Raw genomic sequence first — 22,031 nt, forward strand, 5'->3', positions numbered from 1 at the left:
TCAGCGATTGAATTATTTGCCCGCCCTATGGCAGTGTCAAGGGGTGAGCCCCACCCACGCCCCGGCCGGCGCGGCCCGTCAGGGAAGCCTGCGCGAGCTCAACCTCGCCCTGGTCCTCGGCCGGATCGCCGCCGCCGACCGTCCCCCGTCCCGGGCCGACCTGGCCACGGCCACCGGCCTCACCCGGGCCACCGTCTCCGCGGTCGTCGAGGACCTGCTCGCGGGCCAACTGGTCAGCGAGGCCGATCCGGCGCCCCGGGCCGGGGCCGGCCGTCCGGCGCGTGGACTCGTCCTCGCCGACACGGGTCCGGCCGGGCTCGGTCTCGAGGTCAACGTCGACTATCTGACGGTGTGCGTCGTCGACCTCGCCGGTCAGGTCCGCCACCGCACCGTGCACCGGGCCGACCTGCGCCCCGTCGCGCCCGAGGACGCCCTGGCCCGACTCGTCGACCTCGCCGGGCACGCCCGCGCCGACGCGGCCCGACAGGGCCTCACCCTCGCCGGGGCCGCGCTCGCCGTACCCGGCCTGATCGACGACTCCGGGCAGGTCCGGCTCGCGCCGAACCTCGGCTGGCGGGACGTGCCGGTGCCCCAGCTGCTCAGCGCGCACCCGGCCCTGACCGACCAGGTGCCGGGCGTACCGGCGCTGGTGGTGGACAACGAGGCAAACCTCGCGGCGCTCGGCGAGCTGCACTCCCGGCCACCCGGCCCGGCCAGCTTCCTGCACATCTCCGGCGAGGTCGGCATCGGCGCGGGGATCGTCCTGGACGGCGCGCTGTTCCGCGGCGTACGCGGCTGGAGTGGCGAGATCGGGCACTTCCCCGTGCATCCGCAGGGGCGGCCCTGCCGCTGCGGAGGGCGCGGCTGCCTGGAGCAGTACGCCGGCCAGGAGGCGATCGTCACCGCCGCCGGGCTGGTGCGGGCCGAGCTTCCCGCCGACACCGCCACCGCCCGGCTGGCCGAGCTGGCCGAGGCCGGTGACCCGGACGCGCTGCGCGCGCTGCACGACGCCGGCACGGCCCTCGGGGTGGCGGTCGCCAGTGTGGTGAACCTGCTGGACCTGGACACCGTGGTCCTCGGCGGCGGGTACGCCCCGCTGGCCCCCTGGCTCTGCCCGCCGGTGCTCGCCGAGATCGGGGCCCGGGTACTCACCGCCGCCTGGTCGCCGGTCTCGGTCCGCCCCTCGACCCTCGGGCCGGAGGCCGCCGCCGTGGGCGCGGCCGGCTCGGTGGTACGGCGGATCGTCGCCCGCCCCGCCGGTTGGCTGGGTCGCGCCGGCTGACCGGGGGCGACGGCCTCCGGTCGTGTCGGTGCGCCTCGGTACGCTTGCCATCGAGCAACGACCGGCAGGTGAGGAGCCGAGGAGCAGCATGCGCACAGGTCGTCGGACGCGGGCCGGCGTCGGGCGGTGACCACGACCCGACGGGGCGGCACCGCCGAGCCGGTCGGCGGTGACGAGCCGGCGTCGCGCCGTCCGACCTGCCACGCCGGCAGCCCACTGTCGGCCGACTCGCCATTGGCCCGCGAGCTGCTCGACGGGCTCGCCGAGGCGGTGCTGACGACCGACGAGACCGGCCGGGTGACCCTGGTCAACGCCCGGGCGGCAGCCCTGCTCCCGGAGATCGTCACGGGCGTCGAGCTGTCCCGGTGCCCGGTGGTGGCGCTGGCCCGGGCCGTACACGACGGCACCGGCGCCTTCGAGGCCGAGCACCACGGCCGCCACCTGCACGGTGCCCGGCGGCAGCTCGCGGGCAACCGGTACGCCTGGTACGTCCGCGACGTCACCGAGGAGCACGCCCGCACCGACGCCCTGCTGGCCGAGCGCTCCCGTACGGCCTTCCTCGCCCAGGCCGGCAGCCGGCTCGGGCTCTCACTGCACCGGGACCAGACACTCCGTACCACCGTGACCCTCGCCGTGCCGTACCTGGCCGATGCCGCCGTGGCGCTGCTCCGTTCCGCCGCGCCGGCCGAGCCGCGCCCTCGCTTCACGCGGTACGCCGACGACGAGCCGGGCCCGGTGACCGGGGTGGCCGGACCGGAGCTGACCGACCTCGTCCCCGGCCTGGGCGCGGCGCTCGACGGCGAACCCACCGAGCCGACACCCGGGCTGGACGCCGACGACGTCACCGACCTGGCCGTCCTGCTCCCGCCCGGCTTCGGCCGGCCGAGCGCGGTGCTGGTCAGCCCGATGCGCGGCCCCGGCGGGCCGGCCGGCGCCCTGCTGCTCGTCCGCCGAGCCGGGCGGGCCGACTTCGACCCCCGCGACCGCGAGCTGGCCCGCGAGTTCGCCGCTCGGGCCGGCGCGGCGCTGGCCGCCGCCGAGCTGTACGGCGAGCAGGCCCACCTGGCCCGGGTGTTGCAGACCAGCCTGCTCCCGCCGGACCTGCCGACGGTGCCGGGCGTGCGGATGGCCGGCGGCTACCGGTCCGCAGGCGACACGATGCGCATCGGCGGGGACTTCTACGAGGTGTTCCCCCAGCCGCGGGGAGCGCTGTTCGCGCTGGGTGACGTGTCCGGTAGGGGCGTCGGAGCGGCGGTGCTGACCGGCCGGGTCCGTCAGTCGCTACAGACGCTACGACTCGTCGAGCAGCGACCGCTGGCGCTGATCGAGCTGCTCAACCGCACCCTGTTCGACGCGCCCGACGCGGCACGGCGCAGCCAGCTCACCACCCTGCTGCTCGGGTCGCTGGAGCACGGGCCGACGGGGGTGGACCTGCGGATCGCCGGCGGCGGCCACCCCGCGCCGCTGCTGGTCACCGCCGCGGGTTCCGTCGCCGGAGTTCCGGTCGGCGGGATGCCGGTCGGCGCGCTGGCCGACGCCCGGTTCACCGAGGTGCGGGTACACCTCGACCCGGGCGACCTGCTCCTCGCGTACACCGACGGGGTGATTGAGGCGAACGGCGGCCCGGCCCACGTGGACAGGTTCGGTGAGCACCGGCTGCGCGCCGCGCTCGCCGCGGCGGCCGGTCTGCCGCCGGCCGCCCTGATCGACAGGCTGCTCCAGGTGGTCGACGAGTGGGTGGGCGGGCAGGCTCACGACGACATCGCCATGCTGGCGATGTGCGCGTCGACACCAGGCTGACCCGCGTACCGGACCTTCAGGCGGTCCGCGCCACTGGCGGTTCCCCGGTCGGCCATTCGCGCGGCGTACCCGTCGTCCGCTCCGGACCCGCCGGCCCGCTCTGCCACACCTGTCGGGTCGGCCGGTCCGGCTGATTCGACGATTCCCGCACCGGCCCGTCGGGCCGGTCCGGGTCGTGCGGCCAGTCCCCTCGCCCACCCGGCCGGTCGTCGTCCGGCGTGCTCCGCGCCTGCTGCCGACGCGCGACCTCGTCGAACTCCCGCGCCCCGCTCACCAGCGCGGCACGGCCGGCCGGGGTCATCGCCGCCAGCACGGCGGCGAGCCGCTCCTGGCGGTCGGTGCGCAGCTCCGCGAGGAGCCGGCGGGCCTCGGGAGTGAGGTGCAGCGAGATCTCCCGCCGGTCGAAGCGGCCCGGCTCGCGCTCCAGCATGCCGGCCGCGACCAACCGGTCGCACAGCCGGCTGGCGGAACTCAGCAACATGTCCAGTCGGGTCGCGAGCCGGCGTAGGTTGATCCCGTCATACTGCTCCACGACCATCACCGCCCGAAGTTGGGCACCGGAGACTCGGCTGGCGGTCGCCTCGCGGGCGGAGTCCCAGACGCCCAACAGGGCACCCGCCGCCGCGTCCAGGGCGGCGGCCATACTCGTCGCAGGGTCCGGTGGACCGTTGTGTTCGGCCATGGTGGCCCGAGACTACTCCGAACCGCTGGTGGTCGAGCTCTGATCAAGGAGGCCTGATGAGCGAACCGGTCGATCGGGCACGGCGCACCCTGAACGAGACACCCGCCGACCGCCTCGTGGGTGGTGTCGGCCGGGTCCTCGACCAGGCGTACGGCATCAGCGAGACCGAGCTGTACCAGGTCGACTACCGCCTCGCGGAGCTGCTGCCGCTCAGCGAGGGTGACGCTCTCCGGGGTGCGGGGCACCCCGCCTGGCGCGCGTTCGACCACCAGTCACCCATCGTGGCCGACGGCGTCGCCTGGTTGCCGGTCAGCATGCGCGGCGAACGCCGGGGCGTCCTGCGGCTCGCGCCGGTGGCCGACGACGCAGGGGTGCTCGGCGAGCTGGCGGACATCGCCACCTCGCTCGCACACGAGCTGGCCGCCGTCTCCCCCGGCACCGACGTCTACAGCGTCGCGCGGCGCAGTCAGCGGCTCACGCTGGCCGCCGAGATGCAGTGGGACCTGTTGCCCGGCCGCAGCCGGGTCCGGACGTCGTTCAGCCTGGCCGGGCAGCTCGAACCGGCGTACGCCGTGCGCGGTGACAGCTTCGACTGGTCCGACGACGGGGAACGGCTCTGGCTCTCGACGGTCAACGGCAGCGGTGAGGGTGTCGCGGCAGCACTGCTCACGTCGCTGGCCACCCACGCGCTGCGCAACGCCCGCCGGGCCGGCCTCGGTCTGGGCGACCAGGCTGCCCTCGCCGACCAGGCCGTCTACGACGAGTACCGGGGCAAGCGGCACCTCTCGGCGCTGCTGATGGAGTTGGACCTGCGCTCCGGGACGATGACGGTGGTGGACGCCGGCTCGCCACGGCTCGTCCTCCTGCGCCGCGGCGAGGTCACCGAGCAGCCGCTGGAGGCGCAGTTCCCGCTCGGCATGTTCGAGGCGACCGACTACCACGAGCAGACGTTCACGCTGGAACGCGGCGACCGGCTGTTCGTCGTCAGCGACGGCGTCGTGGAGGCCACCGGGCGGAACGTGCGCTACGGCGAGACGGCGCTGGACCGTTTCCTGCGACGGACCGGCCCGATGGAACCGCTGGACGCCGTCCGGTCGCTGCTCGGTGACCTGCGCGCCTTCGTGGCCGGCGACCTGGTCGACGACGCCGTGGTGGTCTGCCTGGACTGGACCGGGCCGCAGTTCTGAGCGGTGCCGGTCAGTAGGCGCCGCGGCTGTTCAGCACCGCGCCGGCGGTCTTCCACAGAATGGTGAGGTCGGCGGCGAGCGACCAGTTCTCCACGTAGTAGAGATCGAGTCGGATGCCGTCCTCCCAACTCAGGTCGGACCGGCCACTGACCTGCCACAACCCGGTCATGCCGGGCTTGACCAGCAGTCGCCGAGCCACGTCGCCGTCGTAGCGGGCCACCTCGGACGGCAGCGGCGGACGCGGCCCGACGAGGCTCATCTGCCCCAACAGCACGTTGACCAGCTGCGGCAGCTCGTCCAGCGACCACTTGCGCAGCAGCCGACCGACCCGGGTCACCCGGGGGTCGTCACGCATCTTGAACATCAGGCCGTCGGTCTCGTTGCGGATCGCCAACTCGGCGAGCAGCGCGTCGGCGTTGACCACCATCGTCCGGAACTTGAACACCCCGAACTCCTGCCCACCCCGGCCCACCCGGACCTGCCGGAACAACACCGGCCCCCGGCTGTCCAGTTTGATGGCCAACGCGATGACCGCGATCAGCGGTAGGAGCAGCGCCAGGGCGATCGACGACATCGACCGGTCGACGAAGCCCTTGACCAACTTGCGCGCGCCGCGGAACTCGGGTGCCTCGACGTGGATCAGGGGCAGCCCGGCGACCGGGCGGGTGTGGATCCGCGGGCCCGCCACGTCGGTGAGCGCGGGGGCCACCACGAGGTCGACGCCGGTCCCCTCCAGCTGCCAGCCGAGCCGACGCAGTCGGGCCGCGGTCAGCTCACCGGAGGCGGTCACCGCCACCGTGTCCGCGCCGATCGCGGTCGCGGCCTCCGGGATGCCCCGGAACGACCCCATCACCGGCACGTCGCCGAGCCGCTGCGCCACCGGCGCGAGCAACGCGTCGGGGATGCACGCGCCGACCACCTGGTAGCCGGCGTACGGCTCGCGCCGCAGGGTGTGCACCAGTTCCAGGACGTGCGCGGTGTCGCCGACGACGAGCACCCGACGGGACCAGCCGGCACCCTTCGAACGGGCCCGGTGCAGGCGTTTGCGCGCCGCGAACCGGGTCATCTCCAGCCCGACGGTGCCGACCGCGAAGGAGATGCCGAGGAAGCCACGGGAGACGCCGACGTCGGCGATGTAACCGGCGATGGCGATCGCTCCGGCCAGTCGTAGGCTCGCCGAGCTGACCCGCCGGTACTCGTCCGCCCCGTAGCCGACCACCCGGTCGTCGTAGCACCCGAGCGCCTTGAGGGAGATCAGCCAGGCCAGGACCAGACCGGGCGCCACCAGCACGTACGGGATCTTGGAACCGACCGGCTCCTCGTCACCGAACCGCCCGACGTAGCCGACGAACAGCGCGATGATGAGGATGGTGGTGTCCAGCACCACCAGGACGCGAATGTAGGAACGTTCGTCGGCCCGGGCCAGCAGGCCGCTCGGACGGTCCTTTGACGTCGCCGAGCTGTCGGCGGGGGTCAACAGTGTCGCCGCGGTCACCGGCCCTCCCACTCTGCTCAGGACGGCCCCGGCCGACAGGTCGGGCCAGAGGCGGACCGACATTGCCGGAACACGTCGACATCCTGCCCTGACAACTATGACTGCCGATTGCTTCCGACGTATTGCCGTCACTTTTCCTCAATCCCGCAGCCATAAAAGAAACCCGCCGTACCGGCTCGGCGGTACGGCGGGTTCCTGTGCTGTGCGGCGGGTCAGCGCGGTGCTGGTGGGCGCCGTGCGATTGCGGTGAGGAAGATGCTGCCGATCTCGCTCGGGTCCTTGGTGACGAAGACGTCGCCGCCGGTCACCTTGGTGATCGACTCCAGCTCGGCCTTGCTGACACCCTCGCCGATACCGATCATGATGACCTGGACCGGCCGCTCCGGGTCGGCGATCTGCTTGAGCCTGGCAAGCAACTGCTGCTGGTTGAGACCGTCGTCGTCCTCGTTCTTGCCGTCGGTGAACAGCACGATCGAGTTGACCCGGCCGGGCTGCCAGTCCTCCTGCACCGCCTGGTACGCGGCCAGCATCGTGTCGTAGAGGCCGGTGTCACCGCTGGACGGCTTGACGGTGGCGAGCGCGCCCTCCAACTGGGCCCGCTGGCCGGAGAGCGGCCCGATCGGCACCAGCTCGCGATAGTCCCGGTTGCCGACGAGCTTGGTGGAGAAGGTCCACAGGCCGATGGACCAGGAGTCGTCGAAGAGCCCGAGGCCGCGGCGGGCCGCGTCCACGGTGACCTCCTCGCGGCTGCGGTTGTTGGCGCTGGGCACCTCGTCCTTCATCGAGCCGGAGACGTCGATGACGGCGAGCATCCGGCCGGACTGGGTGGCGATCGACCAACTGGACACGACACGCTGTATCGCGGCCGGGTCCAACCCGCCCGCCGCCGTGCCGCCGGCCGCCGGGGCGCTCGACGCGCCACCGGCCGGACTCGGGGCGCCCTGCGGCGCGTTGAAGCCGGCACCCCAACTGCCGTCCGGCCCGCGCAGCGACTGTGCCGCCAGGCGGTCACGGAACTTCGGGGCGGTGAGCAGCTCGTACAGCACCTTCGCCGCCGCCGCCTTGGTCGGCTCGATGCCGGGCAGCACCGCGTACGGGTAGTCCAGCGGCATCGGGGCCGGCTCCATATAGAGCGCGGCGAGCGGCACCGGAGGCTTCTTGTTGTTGTACGCGATCACGTCTTCCTCGGACAGCGCAGCCGCACCGAGAGCGCTGGCGATCGAGGTCGGGTCCGTGGCGGTCGGGAAGCGGGCCAGCAGGTCGTTGCGGAGCGAGGAGCGGCCCGTGGCCAGCGCCCGCAGCGCCCCGACAGTGTTGCGCTGGGCGTCGCCGCCGCCGCCGCTGGCGGCCGTGGTCAGCGAGAGCAGGCCGGACAGGCCCGCCGCGTCCCGGGTCGGCTCGACGATTCCGGTACGCAGCGGTTTGCTGCTGTTGACCTGCTTGAGCAGATCGGTCCAGGTGAACTTGGCGTTGGGCCAGCCGAGCCTCGTGGCCACCGGCTCGGGCATCGCCACGACGACGGGGCTGCGCGCGATGGAGGCGCCGTTGGTCGGCGCGAACGCCGTCGCGTCCTTCTTGAGGCGCAGCAGCCAGGTCGAGGAGTCCGGCACCCAGACGTCCGGGGTGACGGCCGTGCCGCTGGCCTGCCCGACGCCGGCGAGCACCGCGCCGTGCTTCGCGGCCACCACGGCGGCCACGTCGACCGGGTCGGACGCCGAGACATCGACACGGATGCAGGTCGGGCCGACCGCTGCACCGTCCTTGACCCACTGGGAGGCGGCGGCGTCCACCGCGGGGGCCAGCTCGGAGGCGACCGCCACGGCGAGCCGGATCTCCCCTGAACAGCTGGGCTGGATCAGCTCCTTGTAGCCGAACCAGACGCCGGTGGTGACGACGAGAACCGTCACCGTCGCGGCGGCGGCTGCTAGATGAAGTTTCGAGCGCATTCGATGGCGGCCTGCAGACACGCTGACCATCTTGCGTATTAGGTGTCGTCTCTGCCACATCCGTTCGGACTAAAGTTACGCAGGAGAAACAGTTGATCACCATTTAGCGACAGAGAGTGATGAATCCGCCCCACGGCGTCGCCAAACCGGTCCGGCTCTCGCATTCACGTCCGTCGAATGTCCGCCTTACGGAAGGACGCACGTCGGGCTCGCCACCGAAACGGGCTCGCCGACCGGGGTCGGGATGCCGGTGCTCGCGTCCCGCCGGAACACCCGCACCATGTCCGCCCGCTCGTCGGCGACGTAGAGGTGCTCCCCGATCAGCGCGAAGTGTCGCGGCCACTCTCCACCGGTGTCCACTTCGGACACCAGCGCGGGAAGCTCACCGGCCAGGTCGAACACGGCGATGGTGCCGACACCCCGGTTCGCGACGTAGAGGAAACGCCCGTCCTCGTCGACCGCGACCTCCGACGGCTGCACGTGACCGGTCCGGCCGCTCGCGTCGACCCGACCCCGCTGATGCAGCGCGCCATCGTCGGACAACCCGTACGCGGTGACCGAAGCATCCAGCTCGCCGACCAGGTAGCAGCGCTGGCCGTCGGGATGACGGGCCAGGTGCCGGGGCCCGGTGCCCGGCACCGTGCGCATCCGCGGACCGCGCGGCACCAGCCGCCCGCTCGCGGTGTCCAGGTCGTACCGGTAGACCGAGTCGGTGCCGAGATCCACCGCCAGCAGCGGCCCCCCGCCGCGGTCCGGATCGACCATGTGGGCGTGCGCCCGGTCCTGGCGTTCCGGGTCGGCGCCGTGGCCCTCGTGCACCACGAGATCGGTGCGCTCACCGGGCGCGCCCTGCGCGTCCAGCGGGAAGACCGCGACACTCCCACTGCCGTAGTTGGCCGCCACCAGGTGCCCCCCGTCGGACAGCACCGCCAGGTGGCAGGGCTCGGCACCGCCGGTCGAGAAGCTGCCGAGCGCGTCCAGCGCGCCGTCCGGTCCGACCCGCCAGGCGCTGACCTGGCCGTCGGTCAACTCGTTGACCGCGTAGAGCACCGGCTGGGTGGGGTGCCGCACGAGGAACGACGGCGACGGCGTGACCGCCACCGTGCCGATAGGGGTCAGAGCCCCGGTGGCCGGGTCCCGCTGGGCAGCGACGATGCCGCTGGCCCGCCCGCCGCTCTGCGCGGTGTAACCCCCGATATGGACGATCTCGTGCTGACCAGTCACGCTGCACCCCTTCGCGCCGACATCTCCGTAGATCCAACCAGAGCTGCCCACGACGCCGACCGGCTAACCGGCTTTCCGACGCCCGGTCGGTGCGCCGGACGCCCGGCGACGGCTCAGGTCGCCGGCGCCGGCTCGCCGCGCTGCCGGGCCACGTGCTCGACCAGCGAGATCAACACCAGCTTGCCGGACTGCCGGTCCCGGGCGTCGCAGAGCACCATCGGTACGTCCGGGTCCAGGTCGAGCGCTCGGCGTACGGTCTCCAGATCGAAGCGACGGGTGTCCTCGAAACAGTTCACCCCCACCACGAACGGGATGCCACGCTGCTCGAAGTAGTCGATGGAGGGGAAGCAGTCGGCCAGCCGTCGGGTGTCGGCGAGCACCACCGCGCCGAGCGCACCGAAGGCCAACTCGTCCCAGAGGAACCAGAACCGGTCCTGGCCGGGCGTGCCGAACAGGTACACCTGCAGGTCGTCGTTGATGGTGATCCGGCCGAAGTCCATCGCCACGGTGGTGGTCGTCTTGCCCTCCACCCCCGAGAGGTCGTCGGTGCCGATTCCGGCGTCGGTCAGCACCTCCTCGGTCTGCAACGGCCGGACCTCGCTCAACGCACTCACCAGCGTCGTCTTGCCGGCACCGAAGCCCCCCGCGATGAGGATCTTCAGTGCCAGCGGGACGGTGACAGCTGAGCCCGCATGGTCATAGCGCACGGAGTCCACTGACCACCGCCTTGAGGATGTCGTCGTTGGGAATGTCGCCACCGGTCGGCGGTTCGTGCACCGCGACCAGTCCCTGCGCCAGAAGGTCCCCGAGCAGCACCCGGATCACGCCGACCGCGAGGTCCAGCTCGGCCGCCAGCTCGGCCACCGACACGGGGTGACCGGCCAACGCCACCAGCCGTCGGTGCTCCGGCGGTAACTGCGGGTGGGCCGCAGCGTCGTGGCCGGCGCCGGCCAGCACGAACGCGACCAGGTCGAACCCTGCGGCGGAGCGCACCCGACCACCGGTGAGCGTGTACGGGCGGACCACCGGGCCCGCGTCGCCGTCCAGCCACTCGTGCTGGGGGCCGGGCGGCTCAGTCCGCATCACCGGCATCCGCGGACGGTCGGGCCGACGCGGTCAGGTTCTCCCCCACCCGGATGACAAGCATCGCCATCTCGTACGCGACCAGGCCGATGTCCGCGTCCGCGTCGCTCACCACGGCCAGGCAGGTGCCCTGCCCGGCGGTGGTGACGAAGAGGTACGCCGACTCCATCTCCACCACGGTCTGCCGGACGGGACCGCCGTCCACGTGGTGACTCGCACCCCGCGCCAGGCTGGAGAAGCCGGCGGCGAGCGCGCAGAGGTGCTCGGCGTCGGAGCGCTCCAACTCGGCCGACGAGCCGAGCAGCAGTCCGTCGGCGGAGAGCACCACCGCCTCCCGGGCGGCCGGTACCCGTTGCACCAGCTCGTCGAGCAACCAGTCGAGGCCGGGGCTCTGCTTCGTCGTTTCCCGCACTAGGCGTCCCTCTCAGTCGCGGTCGGTTCGGAGGCCGTCGGGGGCGCGTCGGCGGCGGGCACCGCATCGGGGGCCGCCGTCGGCGCAGCGGCCGGGGTCGCCGGCGCTGCGGAGGGCGGAGCCGCGGGTGCACCGCGCCGCGCCGTCGTGCCCGGGGCGACGACGGTAGCCCGACCTCGGGCGGTACCCGCCTGCAGGGCCGCCATCACCCGGCGTACCTCCTCCGGCGACCGGGGCGACGGCATGTCGGCGGCAGTGGACCGGGTCAGGGCGTTGGGCGTGCGCCGACGTACCCGGCGGGGCAGTCCATCGAGATCGTCCGCCGCCGTGTCCGGGATTGACTCGCTGTTCCCGGCCGAACCGTCGGACGTCGAGCCTGTGGGCAGGGTGAGGGTGGGCGGGTCGCTGGTCACGACCGAGGACGAGCCGGTACGGCCGGCGCGCGGCCGGGGAGCTGCGCTTCGGCGTACGGGTCGGATCAGCCGGCGATCACCCGGCGCGGCCGGCAGCGAGGCCGGGTCGGGGCCGGCCGGCGGCTCGGCGGTGACCAGGTCCGTGGGAATCAGCACCACCGCGGTGACGCCGCCGTCCTCGGGGGACCGCAGTCGTACGCGTACGGAGTGCCGCGCCGCCAACCGGGCCACCACGAACAGGCCGAGGCGGGCACTCTGCGCCGGGTCGAACTCCGGTGAGCTCGTCAGCCGCGTGTTGGCGTTCTCCAGCGCGGCGGCGGACATGCCCAGCCCCTGATCGGTGACCGACAGGACGTACCCCTCGGGGGTCTGCTCACCGGTGATGGTCACCCGGGTGTCCGGCGGGGAGAAGGCGGTGGCGTTCTCGACCAGTTCGGCGAGCAGGTGGATGATGTCGCCGACCGCCCGGCCCAGCACGCCGGCCGGCTGCACGGCGGTGATGTCCACCCGGTCGTACGCCTCGACCTCGCTGATCGCGCCGCGGACCAGGTCGACCATCGCGACCGGGTTGCGCCACCCCCGGCCCGGCGCGGAGCCGGCCAGGATGACCAGGTCCTCGGCGTGCCGGCGGAGCCGGGTGGCCAGGTGGTCCACCTGGAACAGTTCGGCCAACTCGTCCGGGTCCTCGGCGCGTCGCTCCATCCGGTCCAGCAGGTGCAGCTGCCGATGCACCAGGCCCTGACTGCGGCGGGCGATGTTGAGGAACACCTCGTTGAGACCTCGGCGCAGGGTGACCTCGTCCACGGCGGCCTGGACGGCGGTGCGCTGCACCTCGGTGAAGGCCCGCCCGACCTCGCCGATCTCGTCGTGACCGTACTCCAGGGGTGGCGCCTCGCGGGCGACGTCGACCTGCTCGCCGCGACGCAGCCGGGTCACCACGTCGGGCAGTCGGTGCTCGGCCAGTTCGAGGGCGGCGGTACGGACGCCGCTGAGCCGCCGGACCAGGGTGCGGCCGACCCGCAGCGCGACCAGCACCGACACCACCACGGCGACGAGACCGAGAATCCCGGCGGCGGCGAGCCGGACCAGGATCCCGACGGCCATCGGCACCGAGCGGTCGGTGAGGTTGTCGGCCTCGGCCAGCTCGAAGTCGCGCAACTGCCGCTGTACGGCGTCGTGGCTGGCCTGCCACGACGCGGCGTCGACCGGTGGCCGGCCGGACCTGTTGGCCGCGATCAGCGCGTCCTGCATGGCCCGCAGGCTGGTGAAGTCGCGGCTCTCGCTGAGCCGTTGGAACGCGGTGCGCGCGGCCTCGGGCAGGTCGGCCACCGCGCTCTCGGTGAGCCACCGCTGGTTGCCGATGGTCTGTACGAGCAGCGCGTGCTCGGAGTTGGCGAACTTCCCGGCGGTCAGCACCCCGGCCAGCATGGCGTCTGTCTGGCCGAGCAATTCCCGGGAGCGGCCCAGCGTGGTGAGGGCCAGCGCCTGCCGGTTGATGGCGGGATCGCTCAGATTCGCCGTCGCGGAGAACGCCTGGAAGGCCGCCGCGACGATGCCGCTGTAGAGGCCGATGGCACCCGCGCGGTCCATCATCCCGTCGTCGATGAAGTCCCGCCCCGTCGGCAGCGCCGCCAGAGCGGTGACCAGCCGGTCGACGCGGTCCTGAAGCAGGTCGTCGGCGGCGTCGCGCAACGCCTCCCCCTCGACGCGGCGACGCAGCTCGGCGACCGCCCGGTCCGTACGCAGCCGCTGCTCGGCCAATGCGGGCAGTTCGGTGTCCCCGGCGAGCTGCACCACCGACAGTCGACGCTCGTGTTGCAGCTCGGTCACCACCGCCTCGCCGGGGCGACCCAGGTCGTACAGCAGCGTGCGCGCGGAGAGCAGGTTCAGAGCGGGACCGAAGGTCAACGTCGTCGCGAAGATCCACAGCGCGAGGAGCGCCGTCACGGGCGCGACGACCAACGCGGTCAGCTTCGAGCGGATCGGCCAGTCGCGGGTTTTCATCGGACCTCGCCCGGAAAGGGGTGGCAGGAGGGGCGCCGGCACCGCCGGGCAGCGCGCTCGCCGATCGCGTACCCGGCCGTCGGGCCGGGCACCGGCGCGCGCGCCTTGGGCAGGATACGTAATCACGCCCGGTTGCACTACCGCCCTGGCGGCGACACCGGTGCTGCGGAGCGCGCTCCCGCCGTTCCGTCGAACGCCGCGCCGCCGCACTGCCCGGGGCGCTGGTGCTGGGCGGGAAGGGATCGGACGTTGCCGGCGATGTCGTACGCCGGTGCACAGCCCACCCACACCGTCTATCTGGAATGAGTCAGGTTTCTGTCAGCTACGGCGACCCGGGACCGCGATCGGCGAGGAAAGTCCCTCGGATCGGGATTGGCGATCAGTACGCGGAGGGAATACCAGATGACGAAGGAGGAGCTTATGTCGCCCACGCAGATAGTCGTCATCGTGCTCGTCGTGCTGGTGATCATCGCGGCGATCGCCGTTGCCGTCCGGACGATCGGTCGCCGCCGTGCGCTGCGCAGCCGGTTCGGGCCGGAGTACGACCGGGTGGTCCAGGAGCAGGAGAGCCGGTCCGCCGCGGAGCGCGAGCTACGCGACCGGGAACGCCGGCACGCCGAGCTCACGCTCACTCCGCTCAACCCGGAATCCCGGGCTCGCTACGCCGCCGCTTGGGAAGAGCTCCAGATCCGCTTCATCGACTCGCCGGGCGAGACCGTGGGCGACGCGGACGAACTGGTCACCCGGCTCGTCGAGGAGCGGGGCTACCCGACAGGGGACTTCTCCGACCAGATCGCCCACCTCTCCGTGGAGCACGCCCGCACGCTGACCAACTACCGGGACGCGCACGAGATCCACCTGCGGAACTCCCGGGGCGAGGCGAGCACCGAGGAGCTGCGCCAGGCGGTCGTGCACTACCGGGCGCTCTTCGCCGACCTGCTCGGCGAGGAGCCCGTCGGTCAGCGCACGCCCGAACAGCGTTCCCACCCGGACACTCCGCACGACGCCACGAGCCGCTGAGGAGGCCACCGATGCGCCACGAAGAGCAGCAGGTGAGTAACGACCATCCGGAGGCCGTCCGGTCCGCGCCGGTTCCGGTCCCGCCGACCGACAGCACCGACCGGCGGAACCAGCCCGACGACGAGGGCGGATTCCACGAGCCGGGCCCGCTTCCGACCGCGTTCGGTGCGACGACTGTCGCCGACGCGGTGGCCGCGTCCGCCCTGGCCAGCCCGCGTCCGCAGGACCAGCCCGACCCGCGGGCCGAGCGGACCGCCGCGCCGGGCGACGGCGCCGAGGACGGCGAGCGGGAGGGGTTGCGTGCCGACCCCACCGCCGAACTGCACCGCCGCGACGACTTCGCGGAGGTCGACGGTGACGCCACGCCCGAGAGCGACGAGACCGACCTGGACGTCGACGACCGACGTACCGTCGTCGTGCCGGGAAGCACGGACGGCGCGCCGGAGCGCCGCAGTGACCTGACCGACTGGGCCGGCGATCCGGACGCGGCCGGGTACGGCAGCGCCTCGCCGGAGATGGTCGACCCGGACGCGGACGCCGACCCGGTCGCCACCGAGGGCACCGGCGCCTCGCTGGAGTCGGCCGGCACGTCGCGGCCCGCCGGTTCGACAGTCGCCACCGACGCGGCCACACTCCTCGACGGGGACACCGCGCAGGGCTTCCGGGACCGCTGGCGGGACGTGCAGCTACGTTTCGTCGACGATCCGCAGGCCGCGGCCGGCGAGGCGCAGGCGCTGGTCGAGGAGGCCATCCAGGCTCTCGCCTCGGCGCTGGCCGCGCAGAAGAACACGCTGGGTGGATGGCAGGACACCGGCTCGGCGGACACCGAGCAGCTGCGGATGGCAGTTCGCAACTACCGGGACTTCCTGGACCGCGTCCTGGGTCGTTGACCGACCAAACCCAACGGGGCGTCCGGCCGACAACGGCCGGGCGCCCCGTTCTACGTCCGCGCCGACAAGTTGGGCGCTTGATCGAGCGGGCGGTGCAGCGGGCGAGCGCGCCGGGTGCCGAGCAGCCCCTTTGCTCTGCTTCACCATAGGCAACACCCGGTGTCCGGATAACGGACGCGCGCTGTTTCCTCCGCTGAAGCAGAGCAAAGGACCCACACCGAGGCCTCGCACCGCCGCTGCCGCTGCTGCTGCTGCTGCCGCCGCCGCCGCCGCCAAGGCGGCCCAAAGGGGGTACGCCACGAAAGACCGCGCGGGAGGGCCGGAAGCCCACGGATCAGACAGGCAGGCGTGAAAGTCCGTCTACGGGGTAATAGGGCGCGCGCATCAAATCCGGTGCCAACGTCGGACGAGGGGTGACGAGATGGACGGTGGCGGCCTCCGGCTCAACATGAACGGGCTGGACTACCTGATTCTCGCGCTGTACTTCGTCACCGTCCTCGGGGTCGGCTTCGCCGCCCGTCGGGCGATCCGGACCAGCGTCGACTTCTTCCTCTCCGGCCGCTCCCTGCCCGCCTGGGTGACCGGCCTCGCGTTCGTCTCCGCGAACCTGGGGGCGCTGGAGATCATCGGCATGGCGGCCAACGGCGCCCAGTACGGCGTCATGACGGTCCACTACTACTGGATCGGCGCGGTGCCGGCGATGGTCTTCCTGGGCATCGTGATGATGCCCTTCTACTACGGGTCGAAGGTCCGCAGCGTGCCCGAGTACCTGCGGCTGCGCTTCAACCGACCGACGCACCTGCTGAACGCGCTCAGCTTCGCCGTCGCCCAGGTGCTGATCGCCGGCGTGAACCTCTACGCGCTGGCCCTGGTCATGCAGGCGCTGCTCGGCTGGCCGCTCTGGACGGCGATCGTGGTCGGGGCGGCGATCGTGCTGGCGTACATCACCATCGGTGGCCTGTCCGGCGCGATCTACAACGAGGTGCTCCAGTTCTTCGTCATCCTGGCCGGCCTCATCCCGGTCACCGTGATCGGTCTGGTCAAGGTCGGCGGGGTCGGCGGGCTGATGGACGCGGTCCGGGACTCGAAGCTCGGTGAGGCGGGTCTGCACGCCTGGCAGGACACCGGCAGCACCGACAACCCGCTCGGCGCGCAGTGGATCGGCATCGTCTTCGGTCTCGGCTTCGTGCTCTCGTTCGGTTACTGGACGACGAACTTCGCCGAGGTGCAGCGGGCGCTGTCGGCGAAGAACATGAGCGCCGCCCGGCGTACGCCGATCATCGCCGCGTACCCGAAGCTGTTCATCCCCCTGGTCACGATCATCCCCGGCCTCGTCGCACTCGTGACGGTGAAGGGGCTCGGCGCGGACAAGGGCGACCTGCAGTACAACAACGCGATTCCGCTGCTCATGCGGGACCTGCTGCCCAACGGCGTCCTCGGGGTGGCGGTCACCGGCCTGCTCGCGTCGTTCATGGCCGGCATGGCGGCCAACGTGAGTGGCTTCAACACCGTCTTCACCTACGACATCTGGCAGGCGTACGTCCGCCGGGGCCGATCCGACGAGTACTACCTGCGCATCGGTCGGTGGGCGACGGTCGCCGCCGTGGTGATCGGCATCGGTACGGCGTTCATCGCGTCCGGGTTCAGCAACATCATGAACTACATCCAGGCGCTCTTCTCGCTGTTCAACGCGCCGCTGTTCGCCACGTTCATCATCGGCATGTTCTGGAAGCGGATGAGCGCGCTGGCCGGATTCTGGTCACTGTTGCTCGGCACGTTGGCGTCGCTGGCGACCTACCTGCTCTACAAGGGCGGCGTGATCGACTTCAACTCCGACCTGGAGGAGAGCTTCTGGGGCGCCGGCATCGCGTTCGTCACCGTGGCGGTGGTCGCCGCGATCCTCACTCCGCTCACGGCAGCCAAGCGCGACGAGGAGCTGCGCGGACTGGTCTACGGAATGGGCGGCGTCGACCTGAAGGGCGACGTGCTCGCCGGAGACGCCGTCTGGTACCGCTCCCCCGTGCTGCTGGGCGTGATCGCGGTCGCGCTCGCCGCCCTCTTCTACATCCCGGTCTTCTAGGAAAGGAGTCGGCAGATGAGCAACGACGGCCAGCCGGCGCAGGACCCGCTGATCGACGAGACACAGGCGGAGGAACGCCGCTCCGCCGCCGCCCGCCTGTTCGACATCCGCCGGGTGATCGGTGGCCTCTTCGTGGCGTACGGGGTCATCGTGACGCTGATCGGCGTCTTCGACAGCCGGGCCGAGATCGACAAGGCCGAGGGCGTCCGCATCAACCTGTGGGCCGGGCTCGTGATGCTCGCCTTCGGGCTGCTCATGCTGCTCTGGCAGTGGCTACGACCAGCCGAGGCGCCGTCCGCGAACGAGCAGCAGTCCGACCACTGAATCAACCCGGTCCGCCGCCGGCGTCGTCCACACGGACGGCGCCGGCGTCGCGCATGGGCGCTCCTGCACCGGGTACGCGAGGGGGGATCAGGCAACCTGTCGGACACAGGAGGCAGCACCATGACCGATCGCGACCGCCGACCGCCGTTGGAGGAGAGCCCGCAGACGGCCGCTGCCGTGGACGACGACAGCACCGTCCTGGAATTGCGGACCGGGGGTGGCCCCGACAGTGACACACCGACCTTCATCGAACCCCGCGACCAGCCGAAGGACCTCGCCCCGGACACCGACGACCTGATCGGCGATCCGTACGCCGCCGGCACCGGTGCCACCGGAACGGGCACCGGCGCGGGCGGCGACAACATCCGTACCGGCTCCGAGCAGCCCTGGGAGCCGGAGGACCTGGTGATGGCCCGCGGGCAGGACCTCACGCCGGAGAACCTGGAGAAGGCCCGTCGCGACCTGGCCGAGCAGGGTCGTTCGGCGATCGAGCGCACCGTGCCCTGACGCTGGGACAGGCACCAAAGGGGGGTCCCCGGCCCGACCGTGATGGTCGGACCGGGGACCCCGGGGAAACCTGCCGCCAGCAGTGCCTCACCTACTGCCGGCGGCGGGTTGGCGCATGAGCTGTCCGGTCAGAGCGCCGGGTAGGCGTTCTGCATCAGCTCCCGGAACTGGGCCGAGAACCACGCACCGGAGATCGGCGCGTTCGCCAGCGCCCCGGTCGGGTTGTTGCCGTTACGGGCGTTGCCGCCGTACGTCGGGTCGCACATCCGGTCGAAGCCCTTGCCCTCGTTGTTCGGGATCTCCGCGCTGGAGCCGTCCGACTCGCCCGGGGGCTTCACCCAGACGTAGGCGTCGATACCCGTGGCCGGGTTCGCCCGAGGCCGCTCGCCGAGACCAGCGCCAGCCTGGTTGCACCAGTTGCCGGCGTGCGCCCGGCGGTCGATCCGGCCACCGTTGACGTACGTGTCGACGCTGGTCGTCGCGCCCGGGCCGGTGGGCCGGTTGGCACCGCCCCAGCCGTTGCGGGACGTGTCGATCAGCATGCCGATGTTGGAGTTGAAGCCAACCGAGATCAGCTTGGTCCGGAACGCCTGGGCGAAGGACAGCTCGTCGACGTAGTAGTTCCAGTCGACCCACTTGGACTGTCGCACCGTCTGGCCGTTGACGTTGTCAGTGATCTTGAAGTTCGGCTCGACGAGCGCCGAGTAGTTCGCGGTGTTGGTGATGAAGCCGTGCACGTTGTTGACCGTGCTGCCGGAGGCGACGGCGGCGGTCTTCAGGATGTCGGCGGTCGGGCCGAAGTTGCTGTCCCAACCGAGCCAGCCGTGGTGCCCGGCGTCGATGTAGTTGTAGACGTTGCCGATCGCGCCCAGCTTGGCGAGGGCGTAGCCGACGCCGTTGACGTACGCGCCGTTGGCCTTGACCGTGTCACACATGACCGTGCCGCCGGCCTGGCCGGACGTGTTGGTCACGAGGTTCGGCAGCGAGTCGATCTCGATGACGTTGATGATCCTGATGTTCCGGTACTTCGAGTCGCTCTGGATCGCGGCGATCGGGTCGATGTACTCGGACTTGTAGCGGGGCAGCTCGTCCGGGCCCAGCTCGCCGTTCGAGGCGAGCGCGGAGCAGTCGCGGCCGGGCAGGTTGTAGATCACGAACTGGATGTAACCGGCGCCCTGACGCAGCGCCTCGTCCAGGTGGTCCTTCACCCCGAAGGCACCGTTGGAGCTGCTGTTCGGCGTGCCGTTGATCGCGGCGATCCGGTCCAGCCAGACGGCGGTGGGATTGTTCGAGACGCGGCTACCGCCGGGCTCGGCGTCCGCCTTGGCCTTCCACTCCGGGTTCACGTATCCGGGTACACCGGCGTACGGGTTGTCGACCTTGGTCCCGGGGGGCGGGGTGGTCGGCGGCGGCCCCGTGGTGGGCGGAGGCGTCGTGGGCGGAGGCGTCGTGGGCGGAGGCGTGGTGGGCGGGGGCGTCGTCGGCGGGGGCGTGGTGGGCGGCGGGGTGGTCGGGTTGCCGGTGCCACCGTTGCAGACCACACCGTTCAGGGTGAACGAGGTCGGCTTCGGGTTGCTGCCGCTCCACGCGCCGTTGAACCCGAGGGTCGTCGAAGCGCCGGTCGCGAGGGTGCCGTTGTACGACATGCTGCGCGCGGTGACCTGGCTGCCGGACTGGGTGAAGGTGGCCGACCAGCCCTGCTGCACGCGCTGGCTGGAGTTGGGGAAGGTCCAGCCGAGCGTCCAGCCGTTGACCGGGTCGCCGAGGTTCTTGATGGTGATGTTGGCAGTGAAGCCGCCCTGCCAGTCATTGGTCGCGTACGCGATGTCGCACTGCGTCGCGGCCTGCGCCGCGGTAACCGGGATTGTCACCAGCCCGCCGGCGACCAGAACGCCCGCGCCGGCGAGCGCTAGGGTCCGGCGTGGGCCGGACAGCCTTCTCCACACATTCATGCCACTGATCTCCTTGGGCGAGACCGGGCTCGCGTACGGCCCGGCGAGACGGCCCGGCGGGCGTCCTGCACGGACGGCCTCCGGCGCCACGGGATTCATTGGGGGGTGCCCGACCCGGACGGGCGGTGGTGGTGGTGATTGGCCGGCGTGGGCCGACCGCTCGGCGGCCGGTTGTCGTCCGGCTAACCGGATGCCCTCGACGCCCTGCCTGCGCGGTGTGGCTCCCCGAACCGCGTGCGCCGATTCTTGCATGGGAGCGCTTCCATGGCAATGCCTCGATGCGTTGCCCGCCCTCAACTCGGACGATACCCCCGAGTGACGCGAGCGGCACAGATCGCCGACTACCGGACGTGCGTGGGCGGTAGCACGCCGCAGGTCAGCAACAGGCCGGTCGACCCGGGCGGGCGGGGAGCACCCGGGGTGGCAGTGCGAGCGGTGAAAGCCATGTATCACTCCTTCTACGCTTACCATCAGCAAAGGTCGAAACGCGAATCTTTCCCTTCATAGGTCATGAAAACGTCTAACGTCGGTCGTAGCTCGGTTGTCGCCGAGCTCAGGACAACAGGGATGGAGTGACGCAGGTCATGGCTAAGAAGATGCTCGGGAAGGTCGTTGCGGGCGCCGCCCTTGGTGGCGCGTCGCTCCTGGTGTTCGCGCCGGGGATCGCGTTCGCTGACGGGCACCACGACGAGGACGGCAAGGTCTACGCCAAGCCGCACGTCGTGAAGGCCGGCGACGAGGTCAAGCTCCTCGAGATCTGCCCGGACAGGCAGGAGCACGCGTACGTGTGGTCCAAGGTCACCGGCAAGGTCAAGCTCAAGCCGGCGCGCGACGACCGGGGTGAGGACCGCGGCGAGTGGAGCGAGGAGGAAGACTCCTACGACCACGACGACAAGGGCAAGGACGAGCACGGCAAGGACGACGACAAGGGCAAGGACGAGCACGGCAAGGACGACGACAAGGGCAAGGACCACGAGGGCAAGGACGGCGACAAGGGCAAGGACGGCGACAAGGGTGACAACGGCGACGACAAGTCGCAGCCGCCCGCCGACGCCCAGCCCGGTGGCCAGGGCGGCGGCGCTGCCGCCGACGCCTACGAAGACGAGGACGAGGACAGCAAGGACTGGAAGGGCGAGGAGCACGGCCAGGACGCGGATGACAGCCGCGACAAGAAGGACTGGGAGTCCAAGGACGAAGACAAGAAGGACTGGGAGTCCAAGGGCCACGAGTACGGCTCCGACGACGAGTACGGCTCCGACGACGAGTACGGCTCGGACAAGGGCTGGGAGTCCAAGGGCCACGAGTCCAAGGGCCACGAATACGGCTCCGACGACGAGTACGGCTCGGACAAGAGCTGGGAGTCCAAGGGCCACGAGTCCGGCTCGGACGACGAGTACGGCTCCGACAAGGGCCGGGACTCCGAGGACCGCGAGTACGGCTCCGACCACGGCCGTGGCGAGGACAGCCGGGACGACGAGCGCGAGTTCGTGTACTACGGCGAGGCCAAGGTCGACAAGGACGCCAAGCCGGGTCGCTACGAGCTCAAGGGCTCGTGCGGCGAAGGCGAACTGGTCGTCCTGCCCCACGGTGGTGTCGACGGTGGTGACGGCGGCGCCAGCACCGGCACCGACCGTGGCCTGGCCACCGGTGGCGCGAGCCTGCTCGGCGCTGCCGCGCTCGGCGGGATCGTGCTGATGCGTCGTCGGCGGACCGATGGTTCGCTCGTCTGA

18 protein-coding genes are annotated in these 22,031 nt (G+C 71.6%); 9 read left to right on the plus strand and 9 right to left on the minus strand.

Annotation, left to right across the window (positions count from 1 at the left end):
• The first annotated feature begins 43 nt into the window (after nucleotides 1-43).
• Both ACGFH9_RS25960 and ACGFH9_RS25965 read left to right on the plus strand, forming a co-directional pair.
• A complete protein-coding gene (locus ACGFH9_RS25960) occupies nucleotides 44-1,282 on the plus strand; it encodes an ROK family protein (RefSeq protein WP_393224040.1) in 1,239 nt (412 codons plus the stop codon).
• 126 nt (nucleotides 1,283-1,408) lie between these two features.
• Nucleotides 1,409-3,082 (plus strand): SpoIIE family protein phosphatase, encoded by a 1,674-nt coding sequence (locus tag ACGFH9_RS25965; protein WP_393224043.1) that lies wholly within the window; start codon nucleotides 1,409-1,411, stop codon nucleotides 3,080-3,082.
• 16 nt (nucleotides 3,083-3,098) lie between these two features.
• Here the strand turns inward: ACGFH9_RS25965 and ACGFH9_RS25970 are convergent, their stop codons facing one another.
• Nucleotides 3,099-3,764 carry a MarR family winged helix-turn-helix transcriptional regulator gene (locus tag ACGFH9_RS25970; RefSeq protein ID WP_393224046.1) on the minus strand — a complete coding sequence of 222 codons (666 nt, stop codon included), beginning with the start codon at nucleotides 3,762-3,764 and terminating at the stop codon, nucleotides 3,099-3,101.
• 56 nt (nucleotides 3,765-3,820) lie between these two features.
• On the opposite strand from ACGFH9_RS25970, the gene ACGFH9_RS25975 reads away from it, so the two are divergent.
• On the plus strand, nucleotides 3,821-4,951 hold the full coding sequence (locus ACGFH9_RS25975) for a PP2C family protein-serine/threonine phosphatase (protein WP_393224049.1): 1,131 nt from the start codon (nucleotides 3,821-3,823) through the stop codon (nucleotides 4,949-4,951).
• A gap of 10 nt (nucleotides 4,952-4,961) precedes the next feature.
• Here the strand turns inward: ACGFH9_RS25975 and ACGFH9_RS25980 are convergent, their stop codons facing one another.
• The 7 genes from ACGFH9_RS25980 to ACGFH9_RS26010 form a co-directional block, all read right to left on the minus strand.
• Nucleotides 4,962-6,446, minus strand: a complete 1,485-nt coding sequence (locus ACGFH9_RS25980; protein WP_393224052.1) for a sugar transferase — start codon at nucleotides 6,444-6,446, stop codon at nucleotides 4,962-4,964.
• 212 nt (nucleotides 6,447-6,658) lie between these two features.
• Nucleotides 6,659-8,413 (minus strand): substrate-binding domain-containing protein, encoded by a 1,755-nt coding sequence (locus ACGFH9_RS25985; protein WP_393224055.1) that lies wholly within the window; start codon nucleotides 8,411-8,413, stop codon nucleotides 6,659-6,661.
• Between the two features lie 165 nt (nucleotides 8,414-8,578).
• Nucleotides 8,579-9,616, minus strand: coding sequence for a lactonase family protein (locus tag ACGFH9_RS25990; RefSeq protein ID WP_393224058.1), 1,038 nt, complete (start codon nucleotides 9,614-9,616; stop codon nucleotides 8,579-8,581).
• A gap of 113 nt (nucleotides 9,617-9,729) precedes the next feature.
• A complete protein-coding gene (locus tag ACGFH9_RS25995) occupies nucleotides 9,730-10,332 on the minus strand; it encodes an ATP/GTP-binding protein (protein ID WP_393224061.1) in 603 nt (200 codons plus the stop codon).
• A complete protein-coding gene (locus tag ACGFH9_RS26000; RefSeq protein WP_355241893.1) occupies nucleotides 10,313-10,699 on the minus strand; it encodes a DUF742 domain-containing protein in 387 nt (128 codons plus the stop codon). Before ACGFH9_RS26000 ends, ACGFH9_RS25995 begins: the two co-directional genes overlap by 20 nt.
• The gene (locus ACGFH9_RS26005) at nucleotides 10,689-11,111 is read right to left on the minus strand and encodes a roadblock/LC7 domain-containing protein (RefSeq protein ID WP_393224065.1); all 423 of its coding nucleotides are present in this window, start codon (nucleotides 11,109-11,111) and stop codon (nucleotides 10,689-10,691) included. Before ACGFH9_RS26005 ends, ACGFH9_RS26000 begins: the two co-directional genes overlap by 11 nt.
• A complete protein-coding gene (locus ACGFH9_RS26010) occupies nucleotides 11,111-13,528 on the minus strand; it encodes a nitrate- and nitrite sensing domain-containing protein (protein ID WP_393224067.1) in 2,418 nt (805 codons plus the stop codon). Before ACGFH9_RS26010 ends, ACGFH9_RS26005 begins: the two co-directional genes overlap by 1 nt.
• 420 nt (nucleotides 13,529-13,948) lie before the next feature.
• Between ACGFH9_RS26010 and ACGFH9_RS26015 the strand changes: the two genes are divergently transcribed.
• The 5 genes from ACGFH9_RS26015 (at nucleotide 13,949) to ACGFH9_RS26035 (ending at nucleotide 18,349) form a co-directional block, all read left to right on the plus strand.
• Nucleotides 13,949-14,548, plus strand: a complete 600-nt coding sequence (locus ACGFH9_RS26015; protein WP_393224107.1) for a hypothetical protein — start codon at nucleotides 13,949-13,951, stop codon at nucleotides 14,546-14,548.
• Nucleotides 14,549-14,559: 11 nt separating this feature from the next.
• Complete coding sequence (locus ACGFH9_RS26020) at nucleotides 14,560-15,438, plus strand: hypothetical protein (protein ID WP_393224070.1); 879 nt, start codon at nucleotides 14,560-14,562, stop codon at nucleotides 15,436-15,438.
• A 421-nt stretch (nucleotides 15,439-15,859) separates the two neighbouring features.
• On the plus strand, nucleotides 15,860-17,518 hold the full coding sequence (locus ACGFH9_RS26025) for a sodium:solute symporter family protein (protein ID WP_393224073.1): 1,659 nt from the start codon (nucleotides 15,860-15,862) through the stop codon (nucleotides 17,516-17,518).
• A 15-nt stretch (nucleotides 17,519-17,533) separates the two neighbouring features.
• Complete coding sequence (locus tag ACGFH9_RS26030; protein ID WP_355241911.1) at nucleotides 17,534-17,842, plus strand: hypothetical protein; 309 nt, start codon at nucleotides 17,534-17,536, stop codon at nucleotides 17,840-17,842.
• A gap of 120 nt (nucleotides 17,843-17,962) precedes the next feature.
• The gene (locus ACGFH9_RS26035) at nucleotides 17,963-18,349 is read left to right on the plus strand and encodes a hypothetical protein (protein ID WP_393224077.1); all 387 of its coding nucleotides are present in this window, start codon (nucleotides 17,963-17,965) and stop codon (nucleotides 18,347-18,349) included.
• 128 nt (nucleotides 18,350-18,477) lie between these two features.
• Here ACGFH9_RS26035 and ACGFH9_RS26040 read toward each other — a convergent pair whose 3' ends face one another.
• The gene (locus tag ACGFH9_RS26040; RefSeq protein ID WP_393224080.1) at nucleotides 18,478-20,301 is read right to left on the minus strand and encodes a glycoside hydrolase family 6 protein; all 1,824 of its coding nucleotides are present in this window, start codon (nucleotides 20,299-20,301) and stop codon (nucleotides 18,478-18,480) included.
• A 584-nt stretch (nucleotides 20,302-20,885) separates the two neighbouring features.
• On the opposite strand from ACGFH9_RS26040, the gene ACGFH9_RS26045 reads away from it, so the two are divergent.
• The gene (locus ACGFH9_RS26045; protein WP_393224083.1) at nucleotides 20,886-22,031 is read left to right on the plus strand and encodes a hypothetical protein; all 1,146 of its coding nucleotides are present in this window, start codon (nucleotides 20,886-20,888) and stop codon (nucleotides 22,029-22,031) included.

Origin of the sequence: Micromonospora sp. NPDC049102 (genome assembly GCF_043197485.1) — a bacterium.
GTDB lineage: Bacteria > Actinomycetota > Actinomycetes > Mycobacteriales > Micromonosporaceae > Micromonospora.

Bases quoted from the DNA above. Each gene is read 5' to 3' on its own strand.
- ACGFH9_RS26030 (WP_355241911.1), top strand. From the start codon at position 17,534: ATGAGCAACGACGGCCAGCCGGCGCAGGACCCGCTGATCGACGAGACA.
- ACGFH9_RS26040 (WP_393224080.1), bottom strand. From the start codon at position 20,301: ATGAATGTGTGGAGAAGGCTGTCCGGCCCACGCCGGACCCTAGCGCTC.
- ACGFH9_RS26045 (WP_393224083.1), top strand. From the start codon at position 20,886: ATGGCTAAGAAGATGCTCGGGAAGGTCGTTGCGGGCGCCGCCCTTGGT.
- ACGFH9_RS26035 (WP_393224077.1), top strand. From the start codon at position 17,963: ATGACCGATCGCGACCGCCGACCGCCGTTGGAGGAGAGCCCGCAGACG.
- ACGFH9_RS25970 (WP_393224046.1), bottom strand. From the start codon at position 3,764: ATGGCCGAACACAACGGTCCACCGGACCCTGCGACGAGTATGGCCGCC.
- ACGFH9_RS26020 (WP_393224070.1), top strand. From the start codon at position 14,560: ATGCGCCACGAAGAGCAGCAGGTGAGTAACGACCATCCGGAGGCCGTC.
- ACGFH9_RS26015 (WP_393224107.1), top strand. From the start codon at position 13,949: ATGTCGCCCACGCAGATAGTCGTCATCGTGCTCGTCGTGCTGGTGATC.
- ACGFH9_RS26000 (WP_355241893.1), bottom strand. From the start codon at position 10,699: ATGCGGACTGAGCCGCCCGGCCCCCAGCACGAGTGGCTGGACGGCGAC.
- ACGFH9_RS26025 (WP_393224073.1), top strand. From the start codon at position 15,860: ATGGACGGTGGCGGCCTCCGGCTCAACATGAACGGGCTGGACTACCTG.
- ACGFH9_RS26010 (WP_393224067.1), bottom strand. From the start codon at position 13,528: ATGAAAACCCGCGACTGGCCGATCCGCTCGAAGCTGACCGCGTTGGTC.
- ACGFH9_RS25975 (WP_393224049.1), top strand. From the start codon at position 3,821: ATGAGCGAACCGGTCGATCGGGCACGGCGCACCCTGAACGAGACACCC.